This is a genomic window from Nitrosophilus sp. (genome assembly GCF_982775275.1).
Window position 1 is genome coordinate 1 of sequence record NZ_CEXZHP010000241.1, and the last position, 2117, is coordinate 2117.

At 30.0% G+C, this 2117-nt stretch carries 3 protein-coding genes; 1 reads left to right on the top strand and 2 read right to left on the bottom strand.

The genetic code is table 11. The features are described from left to right. The coding region (locus AC30RD_RS08760; protein ID WP_489494125.1) for an N-acetylmuramoyl-L-alanine amidase family protein at positions 1-985 on the top strand (985 nt) is incomplete at its 5' end. A gap of 16 nt (positions 986-1001) precedes the next feature. On the opposite strand, the gene ppa is transcribed toward AC30RD_RS08760, so the two are convergent. After that, positions 1002-1520, bottom strand: a complete 519-nt coding sequence (gene ppa / locus AC30RD_RS08765) for an inorganic diphosphatase (protein ID WP_489494126.1) — start codon at positions 1518-1520, stop codon at positions 1002-1004. Positions 1521-1568: 48 nt separating this feature from the next. Next, positions 1569-2099, bottom strand: coding sequence for a carboxymuconolactone decarboxylase family protein (locus AC30RD_RS08770; RefSeq protein WP_489494127.1), 531 nt, complete (start codon positions 2097-2099; stop codon positions 1569-1571). Between the last annotated feature and the right edge of the window lie 18 nt (positions 2100-2117).

Sequence of the window (2117 nt, forward strand, 5' to 3'; positions counted from 1 at the left end):
AGAAAAAAATAGTATAAAATCATCTTCTTTAAATTATAAAAGTAAAGGTTTGTATAAAAAGATATTTGATATAAAAGGGATTTGGCCATATTCAAAAAGAGAGTATAGACTAAGATCTATAAAAAGATTAAAAATTGCCCAGTTTAAAAAAGATGTTATAAGATTTGTGTTTGAAAACTCCTTTCCAATTAAGCTTTATTATAAAATTGATAAAAATATACTAAAAATTGCATTTGATAAAAAAAATGATTCAAAAAAGGTTGTTAAAAAAAATATTTATAAGGATGTTAAAAATATTTATATAAAAAGAAAAGTTGTCGTAATAGATCCAGGCCACGGTGGTAAAGATTCAGGAGCCGTTGGATACAAGAGGAAAAAAGAAAAAGACGCTGTTTTAGCCATAGCCAAAAAGCTATATAAGGAGTTGAAAAAAAGAGGTTATAAAGTCTATTTGACAAGATCAAAGGACTATTTTATACCTTTAAGAAATAGAACAAAATATGCAAACAAAAGATTTGCTGATATCTTTATCTCCATTCACGCCAATGCGGCCCCTAAAAAAAGTAGATATTTAAGTATGAAAGGGGTTGAGACGTTTTTTCTATCTCCGGCAAGAAGCGAAAGAGCAAAAAGGGTTGCGGCTCTTGAAAATAGGACGGATCTCTCTTCAATGGGTTATTATTCGAAACAGACATTTTTAAATTTTCTAAATAGAGAAAAGATAATAGCTTCCAATAAACTTGCCATAGATATACAAAAAGGTATACTTTATAATTTAAGAAAACATTTTTCAGTTGTAGATGGAGGTGTTAGAGAAGGACCTTTTTGGGTGCTTGTAGGAGCTCAAATGCCTTCGGTTTTAGTTGAGGTAGGATATATTACAAATCCAACGGAAGCTAAAAGGCTTTTTAATCCTTTTTATCAAAAACTTTTAGCAAAAGGCATAGCAGACGGGATAGATAACTATTTTGTCCATAATCAATAGAAGAGAAAAACCTCTTCTATTTATAATTTTCAATGGCTTCTTGCAAGATTTTTTCTGCTTCCTCTTTACCTTTATACTCTTTTACTTTTACCCATTTATTTGGTTCGAGCATCTTATATGTTTCAAAGAAATTTTTTATCTTATCAAGAGTATGTTTTGGAAGATCTTCAATGGTTTTTATCTTATCATATGTTGGATCTACTTTACTAACTGGAACGGCAAGAAGTTTTTCATCCATCCCGCTTTCATCTTCCATAATCAAAACTCCAATGAGTCTACACTTTATAACGCTCCCTGGCATTAGAGGATAATCATTTAAAACAAGGATATCTGCCGGATCTCCATCTGCGGCTAATGTATTTGGAACAAAACCGTAATTTGCCGGATAATACATAGCGCTATACATAACTCTATCAACCCAAACAGCACCGCTTTCTTTATCTATTTCATATTTTATGTTTGATCCATAAGGTATTTCTATCAATGCGTGAACTTTATCTGGATTTTCTCCATATCCAATCTTTTCAATATTCATACCCACTCCTAATTTTTAAATTTGGAGTATTATATTAAAAAAAAGTTTTTATTCACCTAAACCAAAAACGTTTGAAAGAGTATTTATATAGTTAAAATATCCCGTTATCGCAACGGCTTCTAAAATCTCCTTATCACTCCAGCCCATTTTTTTTAAACTCTCTATCTCATCTTTTGTAATTTTATAATTGTCCTTTTTAGAAGCTTTTATACAAAATTTTAGCAACTCTTTTGTTTTCATATCACAATCGATACTTTCAACTCCGTTTAATATCTTTTTTATATCCTCTTCCTTTAAACCCAACATTTTTGCAATATTTTTATGCACATCTACGCACATTTTGCAGCTATTTTCTTTTGAGATAAGTAATGCTATAGCCTCTTTTATAAAATATGATAAATGGGTCTTTTTTAAAAGATAGTTTTGAACCATAAAATCTGTTGCGTTATATATATTTTCATCAATAGCCAATAGCCTAAAAATTTCTCCTAAAGTTCCCGTTTTTTCTAAAATAGGTTTTGCTTTTTCCTGGATAGATGGAGTCATCTCTTCAAATTTTGGTAGTTTTATATACGCCATTTAACATCCTTTTTTTTA

Bases quoted from the DNA above. Each gene is read 5' to 3' on its own strand.
- AC30RD_RS08770 (WP_489494127.1), bottom strand. From the start codon at position 2,099: ATGGCGTATATAAAACTACCAAAATTTGAAGAGATGACTCCATCTATC.
- ppa (WP_489494126.1), bottom strand. From the start codon at position 1,520: ATGAATATTGAAAAGATTGGATATGGAGAAAATCCAGATAAAGTTCAC.